Source organism: Fluctibacter corallii (assembly GCF_025751585.1).
Classification (GTDB): Bacteria; Pseudomonadota; Gammaproteobacteria; order Enterobacterales; family Alteromonadaceae; genus Fluctibacter_A; species Fluctibacter_A corallii.
Window position 1 is genome coordinate 203,517 of record NZ_JAOWKX010000002.1, and the last position, 18,719, is coordinate 222,235.

Annotated in this window: 12 protein-coding genes; 7 read left to right on the forward strand and 5 right to left on the reverse strand. The window is 45.6% G+C overall.

Features of this window, described 5'->3' with window-relative positions:
* Positions 1-157: 157 nt before the first annotated feature.
* A complete protein-coding gene (locus OE749_RS04465; RefSeq protein ID WP_263711158.1) occupies positions 158-1,372 on the forward strand; it encodes an efflux RND transporter periplasmic adaptor subunit in 1,215 nt (404 codons plus the stop codon).
* Positions 1,372-4,530: an efflux RND transporter permease subunit gene (locus OE749_RS04470; RefSeq protein ID WP_263711159.1), complete on the forward strand. Its 3,159-nt coding sequence runs from the start codon at positions 1,372-1,374 to the stop codon at positions 4,528-4,530. Before OE749_RS04465 ends, OE749_RS04470 begins: the two co-directional genes overlap by 1 nt.
* Before the next feature lie 383 nt (positions 4,531-4,913).
* Here OE749_RS04470 and OE749_RS04475 read toward each other — a convergent pair whose 3' ends face one another.
* From OE749_RS04475 to OE749_RS04485, 3 genes are all read right to left on the reverse strand, one after another.
* Positions 4,914-5,192 carry an RNA recognition motif domain-containing protein gene (locus OE749_RS04475; protein WP_263711160.1) on the reverse strand — a complete coding sequence of 93 codons (279 nt, stop codon included), beginning with the start codon at positions 5,190-5,192 and terminating at the stop codon, positions 4,914-4,916.
* Between the two features lie 346 nt (positions 5,193-5,538).
* Positions 5,539-7,707, reverse strand: a complete 2,169-nt coding sequence (locus OE749_RS04480; protein ID WP_263711161.1) for a TonB-dependent receptor — start codon at positions 7,705-7,707, stop codon at positions 5,539-5,541.
* A 284-nt stretch (positions 7,708-7,991) separates the two neighbouring features.
* Entirely contained in the window at positions 7,992-8,975 is a 984-nt protein-coding gene (locus OE749_RS04485) for a GlxA family transcriptional regulator (RefSeq protein WP_263711162.1), read from the reverse strand.
* A 150-nt stretch (positions 8,976-9,125) separates the two neighbouring features.
* On the opposite strand from OE749_RS04485, the gene OE749_RS04490 reads away from it, so the two are divergent.
* From OE749_RS04490 to OE749_RS04510, 5 genes are all read left to right on the forward strand, one after another.
* Entirely contained in the window at positions 9,126-10,928 is a 1,803-nt protein-coding gene (locus tag OE749_RS04490) for an acyl-CoA dehydrogenase (RefSeq protein WP_263711163.1), read from the forward strand.
* Positions 10,929-10,943: 15 nt separating this feature from the next.
* Entirely contained in the window at positions 10,944-11,945 is a 1,002-nt protein-coding gene (locus OE749_RS04495) for an NADP-dependent oxidoreductase (RefSeq protein ID WP_263711164.1), read from the forward strand.
* Between the two features lie 2 nt (positions 11,946-11,947).
* Complete coding sequence (locus tag OE749_RS04500) at positions 11,948-12,709, forward strand: SDR family NAD(P)-dependent oxidoreductase (RefSeq protein ID WP_263711165.1); 762 nt, start codon at positions 11,948-11,950, stop codon at positions 12,707-12,709.
* 16 nt (positions 12,710-12,725) lie between these two features.
* Positions 12,726-13,490: an SDR family oxidoreductase gene (locus OE749_RS04505; RefSeq protein ID WP_263711166.1), complete on the forward strand. Its 765-nt coding sequence runs from the start codon at positions 12,726-12,728 to the stop codon at positions 13,488-13,490.
* Positions 13,491-13,675: 185 nt separating this feature from the next.
* A complete protein-coding gene (locus OE749_RS04510) occupies positions 13,676-14,335 on the forward strand; it encodes a hypothetical protein (protein ID WP_263711167.1) in 660 nt (219 codons plus the stop codon).
* Positions 14,336-14,424: 89 nt separating this feature from the next.
* Here OE749_RS04510 and OE749_RS04515 read toward each other — a convergent pair whose 3' ends face one another.
* Positions 14,425-15,495 carry an efflux RND transporter periplasmic adaptor subunit gene (locus OE749_RS04515; protein WP_263711168.1) on the reverse strand — a complete coding sequence of 357 codons (1,071 nt, stop codon included), beginning with the start codon at positions 15,493-15,495 and terminating at the stop codon, positions 14,425-14,427.
* 13 nt (positions 15,496-15,508) lie between these two features.
* On the reverse strand, positions 15,509-18,643 hold the full coding sequence (locus tag OE749_RS04520; RefSeq protein ID WP_263711169.1) for an efflux RND transporter permease subunit: 3,135 nt from the start codon (positions 18,641-18,643) through the stop codon (positions 15,509-15,511).
* Positions 18,644-18,719 lie beyond the last annotated feature (76 nt).

The following is an 18,719-nucleotide window of genomic DNA, read 5'->3' on the forward strand; positions in this document are numbered from 1 at the left end:
ATTTTGTACTTTAATTGATTGGAATGCGCATCTAGATATTCCGTGTATGACGGGCACTGAGGGATACGTAACAAAATCTAACATTTGTCATATGTTATACCTGGTTAATTCAGTAGTAGAATAGAATTGGAATACGTTTACGTTCAAGGAACAACTAATGAGTAACGCACTAAAAAGAGGGGGAATCCCGCTACTTATCGTGGCAATTGCGGCCGTCATAGCTGCTGTCATGATTTCGTCCAAAGCGCCTCCCGAAAAGAAAGACGTTGAAGAAAAAGCATTTCTTGTTCAAGCCACGCCTGTTGAGAAACAAGACTTAACCTATACCGTTAACTCTCAGGGAACAGTAAAACCCAAAGTGGCGACCACATTAAGCACACAAGTCGGCGGAAAAGTGGTCGAAGTGTCGGATACCTTTATCGAAGGTGGCATGTTTCGTAAAGGTGATGTATTGGTGCAGCTTGAGCAGTCAGATTACACCACAGATTTAAAGGCTGCTGAGGCTGAACTTGCCAGAGCGAAAGCGGCACTTGAAGAAGAGCAGGCACGAGGCAAGGTCGCAGAAGAAGAGTGGCGCAGTGTGAAGAGCAGTCCTGCGCCTGAATTGGGCTTACGTAAGCCGCAGTTGGCGAAAGAAATGGCCAACGTTCGCGCCGCTGAAGCACAATTGGAGCGAGCAAAACGTAATCTTGAGAGAACAACGATTCGTGCACCTTACGATGGGTTAGTCAAATCGAAGTTGGTTGATTTAGGTCAGTTTGTGACTGCAGGAAGCCAACTGGGTAGTATTTTCGGTACTGAGCTGGCTGAAGTGAGGTTGCCACTGACCGACAAAGATTTGGCTTATCTGGACCTAAACTTGGTAAACAACAACCAGACAGAAGTGACACTGACAACGCGCGTCGCCGGCCGTGATGCTGCATGGACGGCGAAGTTGGCTCGAAGCGAAGGAGTGCTAGATGAACAGCGTCGTGTACTTTATGTCGTTGCAACGGTTGAAGACCCTTATCTCAGAAAAGCGGGTGCTGAAGGGAATGTTCTGAATTTTGGGCGTTTTGTTCAAGCGTCAATAGGTGGAAATAAAGGCACCGATGTTGTGGTATTACCCCGCGAAGTGGTGAGATTAGATGGAACTGTATTAGTGGTCACTGACAACCGAGAAATCGAACTAAGAAACGTGACTATTCAGCGTTCAGACGAAAAGTATCATTATATTGTATCGGGCTTAGACAGCGGCGAGCTTGTCACCACGAGCGCTATTCCAAACCCGTATAATGGCATGGTAGTACGTTTGCCCGAAGATGATGCTGAGCAGAATGAGTCAACGGACGAAGCGACAGAGACGGAGTTAGCTGTCTCAGGAGAGCGCTAATGAGTAAAATCGACACCCACAAAGGCTTAATTGCTTGGTTTGCCAGAAATAGCGTCGCTGCCAACTTACTGATGTGGATCTTAATCATTGGTGGATTATTTGGTGCGGCATCAATTCAAAAACAGGTATTCCCGACGTTTGAGTTGAATAATATTGTCGTTCGCGTGCCTTATTTAGGGGCGGCGCCACAGGAAGTGGAAGAAGGCGTTATTATTAAAATTGAAGAAGCCATTGAGAACTTGGAGGGCATCAAGAAAGTCACATCAACCGCTACAGAGGGTATGGCGAGAGTCAACATTGAGGTTGAAGATGATTATGATCCTCAGATTGTGCTTGATGAAGTCAAGGTTCAGGTTGATGCTATTCCTACGTTTCCAAATAACACAGAAAAGCCCGTGATATATCGCCAAAAGGCTACCCAAGATGTGCTTTGGGTCTCTGTGTATGGCGATGCTTCGGAGCGAGAGCTTAAGGAATACGCGAAAGACTTACGTGACGAAATCGCTAATTTGCCTGGTGTGTCAGCGGTACAGGTGTTGGGGGCGCGTGATTACGAGGTGGCGATTGAAATCTCTGAAGTTAAGCTGCAAGAGTACAATTTAACCTTCGACGAATTGGTCAACGCCGTGCGACGTTCATCTATTGATCTACCTGGTGGTTCGATACGTTCCGATAGCGGCGATATTCTATTGCGTGCGAAAGGGCAGGCGTATACTGGGTTTGATTTTGAAAATCTCGTACTGGTGTCGAGGCAAGACGGAACGCGTTTACTACTGGGCGATATCGCTACAATACGAGATGGTTTTGTTGAAGAAAATAGTTTTGCCATTTTTGATGGCAAGCCTGCTATGAATATTCGTATTCAATCTGTTGGTGACCAAAATGCGCTAGATATTTCAGACGCGGTGAATACGTTTTTAGACAAACGTAAAGCAAGCATGCCACCGAATATTCAGGCCGATACGTGGGGAGACAGCTCTTTTTATTTAGCAGATAGATTGAACATGATGCTCAGCAACATGTTTTTTGGTGCACTGCTGGTATTTTTGGTTTTATCGTTGTTTTTGAAGTTTCGTTTGGCCGCTTGGGTAATGGTAGGGCTACCGGTGTGCTTCTTAGGTACACTCCTGTTCATGCCTTTAGAGTTCTTTAACCTCTCTATTAATATGATAAGTCTCTTTGGCTTTATATTAGTGCTAGGTATTGTGGTTGATGATGCCATTATTATGGGGGAGTCCGCATATACTGAGATCGATCAAAAAGGCCACAATATCGATAATGTAATAGCCGGCGTAAAAAAAGTGGCCATGCCTGCAACCTTCGGTGTGCTTACGACTATTGCGGCATTCACCCCGATGTTGATGGTACCAGGTACATTTGGCGTGATTTGGAAAACCATCGGTTGGGTTGTAATAATTTGTTTAATTTTTTCACTGATTGAATCCAAACTGATATTGCCTGCTCACTTAGCACACATGAAAGACAGGCCATATAACCCAGAGAAAGCGAACAAGTTTCAAAGGTTTAGAGATCTGTTTAGTGAGGGGATCAAAACCTTCATTCGTAAGAAGTACCAACCTTTTGTCACGAAAGCGATACGTAACCGTTATACCACATTGGCTTCTTTTCTGGCCATGATGATTCTTACCGTTGGATTGTTTGGCGGTGGATTGGTCAGATTTGTCTTTTTCCCAAACATTCCTAACGACTTTATGATGGGAACGGTAGAGATGGAACCTGGCTCGTCTATCGCGCAGCGGGATGCAGCATTAGAACAGCTTATGCAGTCGTTGAATGACATGAATGCATTTATGGAAGAAAATCATGGAGGGCCTGTTGTTAAGCATTCTATTGCCTTCGATAACGGCAATCTGTCGGGGCAAGTGTTTACTGAATTGACTAAAGGCGAGACTCGCGACATTGACGCCTTCGCCATACAGGATAAATGGCGTGAGATGATGCCCGAGATTCCCGGTGTGAAGTCTGTAGACATCGGTGCGCCAGGCGGTGGTCCGGGCGGCGGTGCAGATCTGACGTTCGAGTTTAGCAGTGAGAATTTGCAACAATTAAGGCTGGCAACCGATGAGTTGAAGCGTCACTTGCACGAATTTGACGGTATCGCTGATATTAATGACTCGTTTAGTGGAGGAAGCGATGAAGTCCGCTTACACATTAAACCTGAAGCGGAGGCTTTGGGGCTAAGCTTAGATGCGCTAGCGCGTCAGGTACGTTATGGATTTTACGGTGCCGAAGCACAGCGTATTCAGCGCGGCGATGAAGAAGTAAAAGTGATGGTGCGCTATCCAAAAGACGAACGATCTTCAATTGGCCACCTAGAAGAAATGCGCATTCGAACGCAGTCTGGTCAGGATATACCGTTTTCTGAAGTGGCCGAGCTAGAAATGGCTGAAGGGTATGGTTCTATTATCCGTGTCGATGGGAACCGTTCAATTACAGTATCAGCGAAAGCCGATAAGGGAAGAGTGGATCCGAATGAAGTAGCGACAAATGTGAGGGATAATTTTATTCCAACATTACTGGAAACCTATCCCAAAGTGAGTTTTCGTCTTGAGGGCGCGTCACGTGAGCAAGGGGAGGCACTTGTTAGCCTCGCACAAGGCTTTGTGTTTGCCTTATTTGCTATTTACGCGTTGATGGCGATTCCTTTAAAGTCGTATTCGCAGCCTATTATTATCATGTCTGTTATCCCGTTTGGTATTGTGGGAGCTATCGTGGGGCACTTGTTGCTTGGGCATGCCGTCAGCGTACTTTCCATTTGCGGCATCATTGCCCTAACAGGCGTTGTGGTGAATGACAGCTTGATAATGGTGGATTTTGTTAACCGTGCTCGACGTGAAGGGTTAAATACCGTTGATGCAGCCATTCAAGCAGGTACACAGCGCTTCAGAGCGATTGTCTTGACGTCTTTGACTACATTTATGGGGTTGTTGCCGATTATATTTGAACGCAGCTTACAGGCGCAAATAGTGATTCCTATGGCGATATCGCTAGCGTTTGGTATATTGTTTGCGACGGTGATCACGCTGTTATTGGTGCCTTCGTTGTATGTGATTCTGGATGATATCCGTAAGGTATTTTCTCGTAAAAAACCGCAACCGCCAGTGACAACAACCGAAGACCCTGAATTGGTACGTTAATAAATTAGGGAGTAGCCAAACTCCCATATTTGAAACCAACTAAGCTGACGACGCCCTAAAGTACCGTCAGCTTTTTTTGTACCCGAATTTTGTCGGGTGCTAACGTATCTCACATTTCAGGTTTGTAACGTTTTCGTGGTTGTCTGATAGGATGAAACCACGATTCAGAGCAAGTGTATGGGGTGTATAAAGAACCAAGGAAAAGCATCGGGAGGCTTTGGTTGTGCATAGTTGAAAAGGATTAGCGTGTTAAGACAGTACTGGATTAGAGGTGAGTAACGTAAACGCCAGCGAGAAGACCAGCTAGTGAATTTGATTTTGACCAGTCGCTGAATCGTAAAAGGCCCCATAAAGGAGCCTTTTAAATAGAATCAGGTAGTGGGTTAGAAACGGCCTCTGCCACCTTGATTAGTTCTAGGTTTCGGTGGGCGCGCTTCGTTTACAACGATAGATCGACCGGAAACTTCTTTACCGTTCAGATTTTCGATTGCAGACTCTGCTTCTTCCTTAGCATCAAACTCTACAAAGCCGAAGCCTTTAGAGCGATTTGTTTCACGGTCCATGATGATTTTGGCTGAATTTACCGCGCCAAATGCTGCAAACGTGGATTCCAAATCGGCATCTGTCATCTGGTATGACAGGTTTCCTACATATAGTTTCATTTCAAAGTTTCTCAAGGCTGTTGTCAATCTACGCCAACGGGAAGCCAACAGCCAGAATCAACCCCGAAGTCGTGTGAGACACGCCAATGCATCTCACAGAATCCATGATAGTTTGAAGTATAAAACTTGTTCAAGCAATAGAATATTGCAATTTTTACTTTAAATTTTTTTTACAACCATAATCAACAAAAGGAAAACGCCTTTTATATGCGGGGATTGTGTAAGAAAAAGCCGTAAACGCCAGTAAATTTCGCGAACTATTGACAGTAATGATGGGGTGTAAAGCACAACAGAAAAAAGCACCCGAAGGTGCTTTTCATTTTACCGAGTAAATGACGATGCGTGATTAGAACGCGTAACGTGCTTCAATTCCCCAATAACGTGGCTCGTTAACGAACGCCGTTAAGTTTAGGAAGTCAAGTGCACCGTCAACAACGATTTCATCAGTGATGTTACGGCCAACGATCGCAACATCAAACCCGTCATCATTTTTATAGCCAGCTCTTACACCGCCAATCCAGCGCGCTTCTGCTACAAATTCAACAGCCTCATATAGGAAAATGTTTGAGTCGCTACGGTAGTTCCAATCTGTTTGGGCATACATATAGCCGTCATTGAATGGAATTTCATAGCTGATATTTACGTTACCTAACCATTCTGGTGCGCGAGGGAGAGGATTGCCATCTACCGATACTATTTTAACAGGATCAACTTGATCTGGGTTTAATGGAGGGTCCAATCTCTTACATTTGGGCGTTGAGCCACAGAGCTCTGCACCAAGCGTATCGTCTTCAATTTCCGTATGGTTGTAGCTTAAATTGGCCGATACACGAAGCTCGTCTGTGATGATAGCTTCAATGTCTGTTTCAATACCATGACCACTCGTATTGTCTGCATTCAGCAATGAGTTGGTATTTGCCTCACCACCTGTAGCCGTTAGCTGATGATCTTCAATATCGTAGGTGTAGGCGGTGATGTTCCAACGCACACTGCGGTCGAGCAATTCACTTTTCAAACCTACCTCGTAAGACGTGAGCGTTTCTGTTTCTGCTGAGCTTGGGAAACCAAAACGCCCAATAGTAACAGGGCCACGTGATGAAGTTGCTACACGCGCAAATGTAGTGAAGTTATCATCGATAGTGTATCTGGCAGACAAATCCCAATTTACATAATTATCATCTTTGTTGATTTCATGCAGAATGTTGTTGGTACCACCTTCACGAATATCAAGTTGTTTATCGTCTTCGGTGTAACGTAACCCTGCAGTAATCGCTAGGTCATCGCTGGCTTCCACTTCAACCTGGCCGAATACAGCGCGAGAAATTGTGCGTTGGTCAGTTTGTGTAAACGCCACCGTGGCGTCTGTACCGTCAAAAACGTTACTGTCTACGGTTATGTCTTCATCGAAGAAGTACAGTCCAACTTGGAAGAAAACGTTGTCCAATGATTTAGAAATGCGGAATTCCTGATTAATCTGATAGTGATCAGATAAGCCATCTCCGGTCGCTAAGATTTGAATTGGCGAACCATCGATATCTGCAAAACTGAAGCTCTCTAGTTCGTCGTAACCTGTAATAGAGGTAAAATCAAACATTCCAAAGTCATGTTCGACTTTTAATGATCCACCAATGTGATCAAGTTCGAAACCTGAAGCGCTGTTATGAGAAATGATGGCAGGGTTAAATCCATCAGGTAGCCCTTCTTTTTCACTTTCCAGTGCATTTCCGTAGAATACTTGCGGCATATCACCATCTTGATCGAAGCCGTGAAGCTTCAGCAATACACGCGTATCGTCAAAGTCACCAAGTAGCTGAAGACGGTATGCTAATTCTTCAAAACCACCGACTTCTTCGTTTCTTGCGATGTTATCAATCCAAGCATCACGCTCTTGGTACTTTAATGATACACGCGCAGCAAAGTTTTCAGATAGCTCTGTGTTATAGGCTGACTCAACAAACCATGTATCACGTTTACCAAAACCGCCTGAGACGTAACCGTAATCGTCAAACTCAGGTTTTGCAGTGTCGATTTTAACGATACCCGCTGGTGTGTTGCGGCCAAACAAGGTGCCTTGAGGGCCATTTAACACTTCAACGCGCTCTAGGTCGAAAATAGGAATACTTTTCAGTACTGCATTTTCTAGTGACACTTCATCTAGCACCATAGACACGGGCTGATTAGCATTTACATCAAAGTCGGTATTTCCTAAACCACGAATGTAAAAACGTGGAGATTGGCGGCCATTAGATGATTCAATTTGTAAGCTCGGTACACGGCCTGCTAACGCGCGGATGTTCTCAGCCGCACCCATGTAATCTTTGACTGCTTCACCGGTAATTGCGCTGACTTGTGCAGGCACTTCGGCAATCGTTTGACTGCGTTTTTGCGCTGTAACGGTAATGGTTTCAAGGCCTGATGGTTGTTCGTTGGCGTTGTCTTCTTGTGCGAATGCAACGTTGCTCATAAGTGCTGATTGAATGCAAACTGCTAGCACTGCTTTATTGAGTTGTTTCATGTGTTCACCAGTAAGTGACTAATTGTGTGTGTTTTCCAAATATGAATGGGGCAACAATCCCTTGCTATCCCGAGTTAGCATTTTTGTCACACTGCTTTGTAACAGTTTGTTCAAAAATCTAAGGGGAGCAAAGATTAGTCCGTTAATGTCAACCAATTCAAGCCTCTATGATAACAAGAAATTGACGATATGCAGCTATTTTAATGGGTAATTTTTATGTTCTATGCGAAATTTTACAAAATGATTACACGGTACACGGTCGGTCATCACAGTTGCTTAACAAATTAGCGTGCTAATCGTTGAAACTTTTTTCTATATTGGCCTGGCGATAAGCCAGTGTGGCGCTTAAATAACCTGATGAATGAACTCGCATCTTCGTAGCCAACTTGATTAACAATGAGTTCTGTAGAATCGGATGAAAACTCAAGTAATTTCTTGGCAGCTTCTAAACGTACCGTCTTTAAATAGTCAGAGGGCGTTGTGCGTGTCGCTTGTTTAAACCTTCGCAAAAACGTTCTTGGTGCTAAATTGAGTTTTTCTGGTAGTAACGATAGTGGAAGCGCATGACTGTAATGGGCCTCGATGTACTCTTGTGCTTGCAAAATTTCTTCATCTTGATGAAATTTTTTGCTGCGTATGTGGGCATAAGCCGCTTGTGTGCCGCGTGAGATTTCTAATATGTGAGACTTAGCAACTTGCGATGCAACCTGATAGCCGCAGTAGCGCTCAATCAGTAGCAGAGCTAGGTCAAACCATGCCATGCCGCCACCTGAGCAAAATAACCTATCGCTTTGCGTGATCATTTGTTCTTCCAGCAAATTAACGTCTGGATAGCGAGAGCGAAACACATCGGCGTAGCCCCAGTGGGTTGTTGCCTCTTTGTCGGTCAGCAAACCCGCTTCGGCAAGAAAGAATGCGCCGCTGCAATTGCTGGCGATGTCTGCGCCAGCCAAATAGTGATGGCGAATATATTGCATTAAGCGTTTGTTTTCTGACAATACATTATCAATATGGCCACCAATGGTCGGAATTAACAACACGTCGGTTTGCATAACGTCTTCAATTGCAATGTGACTTTCAAGGGTAATGCCATTGATACACTTAATAGGCAAGCCGCCTTTCGAGGCAAGCTGAACGTTAAATTTAGGGCTTATCGCAGCGTGTTGCATGCGCTCCCACGTCACGCCTGTGAGAGAAAAGAGGTCTAGTGCGCCCGTGATGGCGCTCGCATAGGCCTGATCAAATCCAAGAATCGTGACTGTGTGCACAAAAATCCATCCTTTATTGATAACTTGATTAGATGATTATTCGCAATAATGATAGTTGGCGAATATGACCATAAATATGTCGTAAATGACAATTATGTGAAGAGTACGGGTATGCGAAGCTAAATGCAAAGGTCACGTTAGGTACGCAAGATGGATTTACCGTTAATTAAACGCAAAGAATTAGATTTTCAACTATATGAGTGTTTAGACACCGAAACGTTATGTCAAAGAGCACGGTTTTTCGAACATTCACGTGATACCTTCAACGCCGTGCTAGACACAGCAGAACGCATCGCGACTGACAAGTTTGCTCCTCACAACACACTTGCCGATAAAGCTGAGCCTGAGTTTAATGGACAATCAGTGACGATGCTGGATGCAGTTAAATCAGCCGTAGATGCGTACAACGAAGCGGGTTTTATTGCTGGTCGTTATGACTATGAGGAGGGAGGAATGCAACTTCCCGAAACCGTAATGACTGCATGTGCAGGCTATTTTATGGCAGCCAACCCAAGTACCACTGCATATCCATTTCTGACTGTCGCAGCTGCGAACGTGATCCGTACATTTGCCAGCGATGCTGTTAAATCCGCATTTTTACCACGTATGTTGGAGGGGACGTATACCGGTACGATGGCATTAACTGAGCCGCATGCAGGCTCCTCGCTGGCAGATATTAAAACGCGCGCGGTCAAGCAAGATGATGGCACGTATCGGATCAAAGGGAGCAAACTCTATATTTCGGCAGGCGAGCATGAGTTGAGCGAAAACATTATTCACTTAGTTCTAGCGAAAATTGACGGTGCGCCTGATGGCGTAAAAGGGATTTCGTTGTTTGCCGTACCGAAATATCGGCTTGATAGTAATAACGAACTTGCGGATAAAAACGATGTGGCGCTGGCGGGTTTAATTCATAAGTTAGGCTATCGCGGAACCACATCTACGGCACTGAGTTTTGGCGACAATGACGATTGTTTGGGATATCTTATCGGCGAGGAAAATGTCGGCCTAAAATACATGTTTCAGATGATGAATGAAGCAAGATTAGGTGTTGGGTTTGGCGCTGCGATGATTGGTTATCGAGGTTATCAATATTCGCTGGCTTATGCTAAAGATCGGCTACAAGGGCGTGCTGCACCAAATATAGCACCGTCTGATCCGCAAGTGCCTATCATTGAACATGGCGACGTGAAGCGAATGTTGTTGGCGCAAAAAGCCTACGTAGAAGGTGCAATGGCGCTGTGTTTTTATGGTGCAAGGTTAGTTGATGATATTCACACACTTGAAGACAAAAATGCACGTAAAGAAAGTACTGAACTATTAGATTTGCTTACGCCCGCTATCAAAGCCTGGCCCTCTGAGTTTGGAGTGAAAGCAAATGATCTCGCCATTCAAGTGCTTGGTGGTGCCGGTTACACGCGTGAATACCCCGTTGAGCAATGTTGGCGAGACAATCGCCTTAACCCGATCCATGAGGGAACCAACGGTATTCAGGCGCTGGATTTATTAACTCGAAAATTATGGCAAAACAGAGGAATGGGGCTAGGGTTATTGCAAGCACGCATAGAGGCCGATTTTGCCAAAGTCTCGTCGGATGATGTAAAGGCGTTAGTGCATGCCGTATCACCATATTTGGCTCAATTTGTTTCAATTTTACCCAATGCTGCTAAAGGGTTAGGCGACACGCGCTTGCCCGCATCGCTGGCGAATGCATCCTGTATGCTGAATGTATTCTCAACGTTACTTGTGAGTTGGATGTGGATTCGACAGGCGAATACGGCTGCAAATGCACTGACAAGGGCAACCAGTGAAGATGATTTGCACTTTTACCAAGGCAAGCTTCAAGCGGCTAAATATTTCATTCGTTGGGAGCTACCGCTGATTAAGCGTGATCTTAACATTCTGACACACTTCGACTCTTGCTGCGCAGACATGCAGCAGGAATGGTTTTAAATTAAGGAAAACATGATGAAAAACAGACAATATCTTCTTGCTTCTCGCCCAGTCGGTAAACCCACTCGTGAAAACTGGGAGTATGCTGAAACTGAAGTTGAAGGATTGGGAGATAACGAAGTACTTGTTAACGTTGAGTACATTTCATTGGATCCAGCCATGCGCGGATGGATGAATGAAGGAAAGTCTTACATCGAGCCGGTTCAAATTGGTGAAGTTATGCGCGCAGGTGGTGTGGGCAAAGTGATTGAATCGACAGATCCAAACTTCAGTGCGGGAGACTATGTATACGGCCAATTAGGTGTGCAAGCGGTGGCAAAAATCTCTACGCAAGGCCTTCATAAAGTTGACCCAGATCTTGCGCCACTGCCTCGCTATTTAGGCGTACTTGGCATGCCTGGCATGACAGCGTATTTTGGCCTGCTGGAAACGGGTCAGCCCAAAGACGGGGAGACGGTTGTTGTATCTGGCGCGGCGGGGGCTGTGGGTTCTGTCGTGGGACAAATCGCAAAAATCAAAGGGTGTCGCGTAGTAGGTATTGCGGGCGGTAAAGAAAAGTGTGATTACCTGATTAACGAATTAGGCTTTGATGCTGCAATAGATTACAAAAATGAAAGCGTAAAAGATGGCCTAAAATCAACCTGTCCAGACGGTGTGGATGTGTACTTTGACAATGTTGGTGGAGATATTTTAGATGACGTATTAACACGCATTAATTTACGCGCCCGTATCGTTATTTGTGGTGCAATTAGTCAATATAACAACACAACAGAAGTAAAAGGGCCTTCCAACTATTTGTCATTACTCGTAAACCGAGCGCGTATGGAAGGCATCGTCGTATTTGATAATGCTAAACATTACGGTAAAGCTGCCCAAGAGATGGCGGGTTGGATAGCGCAAGGTAAATTGAAAGCGAAAGAACATGTTGTAGAAGGGTTAGAGACATTTCCTGAAACACTCATGATGCTGTTTGAAGGAGAAAACTTTGGCAAACTAGTGTTGAAAGTGGATTCATAGTCATGCACTTACCATTACAAGACAAACATATTGTTATCACGGGAGGCGCGTCAGGCATTGGCGCTGACACTGCGCAGTTAGTGGCAGAGCGCGGAGCAAAGGTGGTGATTGGCGACCTAAATGCAGAAGCAGGGGAAAAACTCGCTTCGCATATTGTTGCGATGGGCGCTGAGGCTGCTTTTATCCCACTTGATGTCACCAATTCAGAGTCTGTAACGACCTTCTACCAAGGCGCTATTGAGCGTTATGGAGATATCGATGTCGGCTTAAATAACGCGGGTATCGACCATTTTCCAGCCGCTATGCATGAATTACCCGATGAGGCATTAGATATTAACTATGCAGTGAATGTAAAAGGGGTATGGTTATGTATGAAAGCGTTACTTGCCAATATGTTGCCGCGTCAGCAAGGCCATATTATTAATTTAGCATCGGTTGCGGGGATCAAAGGGTCGCCAATGATTTCTGCCTATTGTGCGTCAAAGCATGCGGTAATCGGGCTAACGAAGTCCACAGCATTGGAGTACGCTAAAGCGAATATTCGTATCAATGCGGTGTGCCCTAGTTTTGTGAATACGCCGATGGTGACTCGCACGTTGTCTCGGTTACCGGAAAAAAATCAGCAGCAAATTATTCGTGCCAATGCCTTTAAGCGGTTGGGGGAACCCCATGAAGTGTCTGGCGCGATAGCTTGGTTGTGCACAGATGAGTCGAGTTTTATGACGGGTCACTCTGTGGTGCTAGACGGCGGTTTAACGGCGTAAGCCAGTTGGAAGAGTTATGAACAACAATCTTTTTGATTTAAGTGGCAAAATTGCATTAGTCACGGGTGCAAGCCGCGGTATTGGCGAGTCGATTGCACGTTTATTGGCACAGTATGGCGCTCATGTGATAGTGTCTAGCCGAAAAGTAGAAGGGTGTGAAGCAGTTGCAAGCAGTATTCGAGACAGCGGTGGAAGCGCTGAAGCGCTAGCTTGCCATGTGGGAGAAATGGAGCAAATTCAACACACATTTGAGACCATCCGAGCTCAACATGGACGCTTGGATATATTAGTGAACAATGCTGCCGCCAATCCGTTTTTTGGTCACATTCTTGATACCGATCTCGCTGCTTACCAGAAAACCGTTGATGTAAATATTCGCGGCTATTTCTTCATGTCGGTCGAAGCTGGAAAGCTAATGAAAGACAATGGCGGTGGTGTGATTTTAAATACGGCGTCTGTGAATGGGGTAACGCCCGGCGATATGCAAGGCATATACTCAGTGACGAAAGCGGCAGTGATTAGTATGACCAAAGCCTTTGCTAAAGAATGCGGCCCATTAAATATACGCGTTAATGCTCTTCTGCCAGGGTTAACTGACACCAAGTTTGCTTCAGCGTTAACTCAAAATGAAGCCATACTCAATAAGGCCCTAAAAGTCATTCCGTTGGGACGGGTTGCCGACCCAGATGAAATGGCGGGTACCGTATTGTATTTGGTTTCAGATGCGTCTAGCTACACGACGGGCGCAAGTGTTATTGTCGATGGCGGCATGTTGGCCTAAACCCGCACTCCTGTAACTTTTTATGGGCTTAACAATGTAAACGTCTGCAAGCGTTGGCTTTGCAGACGTGTTTACATATATCACCGCAAAATTTTACGTGACATTATGTAAAATAGTGAACTGTGTGATTGGAAACATCGCACAATCGAAATGCAACAAGCACGTAATATGTATAGTTTTCAGTAATGAAAAAAAACTTAACTTTGCCATTCAATGACAGGTGCATTCTGGTATGCAGTGATATTTTTGGCGCAACATCGTCATTTCACAGGTTTATCAGTTGGTTATATAAACAAACACGTCAACAGGTAGAATATGTTTCTCCTTACGATAGCGCGATCTCTTTCACAGAAGAGGCGGCTGCTTATACCCATTTTAAGCATGTGGGAGGAATCGATAGCTATATTGGGCGTTTACAAGACAAAGTGGCAAAAAAGCGAATTTCTCATGTTATTGGTTTTAGTGCAGGGGCGAGTAGTGCATTTCTTGCCTTGACTCAATCTCACCAATATCAGCATACTCGAAAACAGCCTAACGCTATGTCCATGTTGAAAAGCATCACGCTGTTTTATCCTGGGCAACTTCGTCATTATCCTGAGCTAATCAGAACATTTAGCATTGGGCGAGATGTAACAATGCGTATTGTGTTAGCTCGTGAATCTCATTTTGATGAACATGCGCTAAAGGCGCAATTTACTCAGCAAGGTATGTATAGTGAATGCGTCGACGCTCACCATGGCTTTATGAATCCGTTATCAACCAATAGTGATGAGATTGAGCGAGAAAAGTGGGAGCAAGAAATCGTTAGCACAATACTGCGTTCTGAAAATCAATGCCTTGCGTAAAGTAGGCGCGAAGCAATTACGCGTAGCAGGTGATCAAGAGTGCCGATACCCAGAGGCGACACTCCGCCTCTGGAAAGGGTGGCCTATGGTTACACTTGGTTAGCAATCGTGACAGTTTGCCCTTCTTGTAACCGCTCGGCTCCTCGTGTTGCGACGCGATCACCGACCTGAAGTGTTGTGTCAGTGATGCTTACGTATTCGCCCATTCCTTCACCTACAGTGACTTTTAGACGGTGAGCTTTGTTCTCGCTGTCAATAATGATCACATACGTGCCATCTTGGCGAAGAATTAATGCGTCTCGATGGACTGTGAGCTGCTCTTGTGGTGCTTGTACGGGAAGGCTGGCTCTGACTAACTGTCCGGCTGTCCACGTACTATTTGCTTCTACAGGCAATGACACGCGTAATTCAAAAGACTGTGAACGCGTATCGGCGGCAGGAATAATCGCTTTGACCGTCGCATTCACTTGCCCTAGATCGCTGGTAACAAGAATCGTATTGTGGTGACGGATAAATGGAATGTACTTAACGGGCACAAACATTCGTGCTTCAAGGTTTTCTGTGTCTAGAAAGTTTACCAGAATCTCACTGCGGTTAACGTCTGCTCCCGCTTCTCTCAAGCGCTCGGTGACCACACCGGTAAAGGGCGCGACAACCGTAGTTCGAGTCAATTGGTCGTCAATTTGCTTTAGCCTTAGGGTGGCAATGTCATAATCGGCTTTGGCGAGTTCAAATTGTGATTGGGTTTGGTCAAGCTGAAACGCAGAGGCGGCATTGGTTTGGCGCAGCGCCGTGAGCCGATTAACTTCGCGCTCTAGATAGCGTATGTTTATTTGTGCGCGCTTGATTTCCGCTTGCTGCTCAGCTTTTTGCAGAGTGAGCGGCAACGGATCAATTCGGGCTACCGCATCGCCTTTATGCACGATGCTGCCAGGCTCGGCCACATAATCAATACGTCCATTGACGCCTGCTGTAAGTTTTACATTATGTCGACTATAAACCGTACCCACAATATCCACAGTGGGCGAAAAGAGTGTTTGCTTCACTTCCTGTACTTCTACGGGACGTGAATCAACACCAGCTTGCTGAGCCACAGTGCTGGCACTAAGCATGAGCAATCCTGACAGGAATAAGCTCTGAAATAGGGTTGTTTTTTTCACGTGATTCGTCCTATTACTTGGTTAAATTTACAACGTTTTGTGAAGATGCTGGGCTCGCGGTTGCCAGTGCGGGGTCTGGTATGCCAGCTACGTGTTGCAAGGATTTCTTATTTTCTCCCATGCGAAGCCATGCGGGCAGGTAAACCAACGTAAACAGTGCGCTGATGCCCATTCCTCCAACAATGACTGTGGCGAGGCCTCGATATATTTCGGCGCCAACACCCGGCACGATCATCAGGGGCAACATGCCAAATAAAGAGGTGAGGGTGCTCATATAAACGGGTCTGGCACGCAGTCGCACCGCTTGGGCAACAGCATCGCTTCGATGCAACCCTTCTCGTTCAGCAACACGGGTTTGGTCCACTAATAAAATGGCATTGTTAACCACAAGCCCGAGCAAAATAATAAAACCAATCATGGTCAGCAAATCAAGCGACTGGAAAGTAAATAGGTTGAGTACCCAAAGCGCTAGCACACCACCTCCAAGGGCAAGAGGCATTACCGTGAGTACGAGCAGACTGTCTTTGGCTGACTTGAACAAAGCGGTCATCAGTAAAAAGAGTATGACAACGGCTAACATAAAATTGGTGATCATATCTGTAATGGCATCGTTCATTTTATTTGCATTGCCAGCCACATTGATACTGGATTGGCCGGTGAGTTCCTGTTGAATTACAGGGATCACATGCGCATCAAGATGCTCCATGGCTTCCTCTAGCGACATGGTTTCTGGCGGTCTGACAATCAGGCTGACCGTTCGTTGCCCATCAATTCGTCGTAGTTGCGTTGGTCCAACCGTTCTTACTACTTCGGTGAGTTCACTTAGGGGTTGAATGCCTGCTAATGGTGTGTGAATTGGGGTAGCACCCAGCTGTTCAGGAGACTGCCATGCATCAGCACGTAGAATCACATTCATTCGGTCATTACCATCGAAGTACTCTGTGATGAACATGCCTCCTGTAAATGCGCGAACAGCATTAGCGACGTCTAACCGTGTTAAACCGGCTTGTGCAATACGACGATCATCTGGCCTAAGTTGAATTTCAGGCTCAGCCATATCCAGTGCTGGCGATGGTTGTGCCGAGGTATTGGGCATGTGTTCTTGAACTGCTGCGATGCCTTTTTTGGCTGCGGCCATCAACACGTTCATGTCTGGCCCCTGAATATTTAAGTTAACAGAACGTCCGTTGTTACCACTTACATTGATCATTGAGCCTCGGAACAAGAACACTTGTGTATCGGGTAACCCCGCAAGGAAATCATTTCGTGCAACATCCATGAGTTCCTCAACGCGAGTAGGATCGTCGGAATAGATGAATCCACCTGTTGAACCCGGCCCATAACTGTAGAAGTTATAACTTTTGATTTTCGGCTGTTTCTCGCCACTGAGGTAAGGTTCGATGCGAGACTTAACGCGTTGGGCTAATTCTTCATCAAGAAAATGAATATTACCGCCAGGCGGTAAATTTAATGAAAAGAAGAAACCATCAGTGGGTGCGCGGGGCATAAAATCTGTTCTTGGCAGTAATAACCAAGTAATAGCAAAGGATGCGGTCAGTAAGCCTGCTATCCAACCCACACGGCGTGTTGGTGTGCTAGTAAGCTTTGATATAAAGGCGGTTAACCTAAACCAATATGTTGAAAATGGATCAGTGTTTGGAACATGTTTGAGTACAACATAACTGGCGACGGGCAGAATAGTAATTGCTGTCACCATCGATGCCACTACGGCTACACTCAGGGTTAACGCCAAATCTGAAAACAATTGGCCTTCGATGCCTTCCATAAAAAGAATAGGCAAAAATATCGCGACGCTTGTAGCTGTTGACGCAAATAGCGCACCTGTGACTTGACCAGCACCTTTTAATACGGCTTTTCGATTATCTACCCCTTCGCTCCTAAGTCTTACTATGTTTTCTTGTACGATGATGGCAGCATCAAGTACCAAGCCGACAGCAAAGGCTAAGCCTGCCAAAGAAATCACGTTTAAACTTCGGTCTAGTACGCTAAGTGCCAGAAATGCCACCATGACCGAAAGCGGAATAGTCATGCCGATAATGAGAGTGGCTTTTAGACCGCGCAAAAAGAACCACAAAATGGCAAGTGCAAGCATAACGCCTAAACCAAGGTTACTTTTAACTAAGGTCAGTGCGTTTCGGATATGAACTGAAGAATCAAAGCTCAAATCTAGCATGAGGCCAGCATCTGCCAGTGGCCCTTCGTTTAATTCTTTTATGGCTCGGTTTACGTCATCTAACAAAGCTACAGTGTTTGCATCGTTTGCTCTGGTCAGAGTGATGTAGTAGGCAGGAGCACCATTTCTGAGCGTAAATCCAAAGCGGTCTACCAGTGTATCTTCAACAGTCGCAATGTCGCGTAAGTACACAGGACGCTCACCGCTGTATGCAATGATCATGTCCTGAAGGTTTGATACATCGTATTGACCTGCAAATCTAACGGTATATTGGCGTCGCCCTACGTTAGCGAAACCACCTGATACATCGGTTGCCCTTGATACCGTGTTTGCAATCTGACCCATGGTGATGCCAAGAGCAGCGGCACGATAGGGATCGAAGGTAATTCTAAGTTCCCTAGGGCGCTGACTATTGAGATTAACTCGGCCAACACCTTGAATACGTGCCAAGCGAGGCTCAATGACATCTTCGATAAGTTTCTGGTGGTTTTCGAGTGAATCTAAATCACTACCTGGAATGGGACGCACTAAAAGTGACGCTGCGTTGGGGCCTCCACGTCCGCCGCCAGCAGATACAGAAGGTTCGAAAGCATCAAGAGGCAGAGGCGGTGCTTGATTTAGGTTATTAAGCACATCAAGCATTGCTTGTTGCATGTCGGTGCCCACATCAAATGTCAGCGTGATGTTACCAAAACCACGATTGATCGTGGTGGTGACGTCTGTCACGCCACGCGTATTTTTGACTACATTTTCGATGGGCTCAATGATCACCGATTCAATTTCTTCAGGAGCCGCTGCGCGCCAGCCCGTTCCAATAGAAATTTGTGGTTGCTCAATATCGGGCGTCAGTTGTATCGGGAGTTTAAACAGCGAGATGATGCCAAATAGCAGCAACAATATCGCAATAACAACAATCGCCGCTGGATTTTTAATCGAAGCGCGAGTTAAGTTCATTCCTTGTCTCTCATATTGGCCGGGAGCCAGCAGATGGATATGGTTGGATGCTATGCGATGAATGACATCGGCGCTA